The organism is Streptococcus mitis, assembly GCF_003942795.1.
GTDB classification, from domain to species: Bacteria; Bacillota; Bacilli; order Lactobacillales; family Streptococcaceae; genus Streptococcus; species Streptococcus mitis_BJ.
This window is the reverse complement of the sequence record NZ_RJNY01000056.1, coordinates 1-834: the sequence shown is the minus strand read 5'-3', so window position 1 is coordinate 834 and position 834 is coordinate 1. Positions and strand designations below refer to the sequence as shown.

Here is an 834-nt window from a genome sequence, read left to right as displayed (position 1 = left end):
GGTTTTGATGGTTTGGCGGTAGCTCCTATAGTCAACGGTAAACCGGATTATAAAAGTATAGCTGTGATTGCTGCAGGAACGGATCCAGAGAATCCTACTAAGATTGATGTTTCCACTGCCATTATTGAAAGAGATACATCCTTATCTCCTCAATATTTGGTAGCAGACCGATTTGTAAAAGAAATTATGGATGACCCTAGATATGAAGTTAGTCAACTTTCTGGTTATTCACAAGGGTCTTATATGCTAAAGGTAGGAGCTAAATATCATATTCCAACTACAACTTTTAACGCTTGGTTCACTTATCTATCACTTTCTAACGAAGAAAAAGCATTTATTGATAAAAATCCAGCCATGTTTATTGATTACCGTAGAAAACATGATGATGTAGTACGTTGGAACGATTTCAATCACCCTGAATGGTTTAATAAGTCCTTCTTAAAAATGCCTGATACAATATACTGGCTTGATGGATCTAGCCATAAAATTGAGGACTGGGAGTTTGATCCTGTAACAGGTCAAGTTGTTGATGGTAAAGGTGGGAAGCCCTTGGTTAGTGGCGTTTATCGAGCGTATGCTAACAGTCTCCGAGGAATGGCTCATTACAAGGACTTGAAGTCAAAATGGTCATCAGGTGGCATTAGTAGCTCTGAGGAAATATACTTAGATGCAGCTCAAGGTTCTATCCTATCATCATCTATGGCTACAGCAGCAAGAACGGGATCTGATGAAGTCAGCGCCTTAGCCAAAAAAGCCAATCAGGAATTACAAGAAATTTGGTCAAAAATCGACTTTACGAGCTACACAGCATTAGCTCCCTATGAGGTTGAGGCC

At 39.6% G+C, this 834-nt stretch carries 1 protein-coding gene; it reads left to right on the top strand.

Annotated features, from left to right (window positions below):
* The coding region (locus D8847_RS10500; RefSeq protein ID WP_125841493.1) for a hypothetical protein at nt 1-834 on the top strand (834 nt) is incomplete at both ends.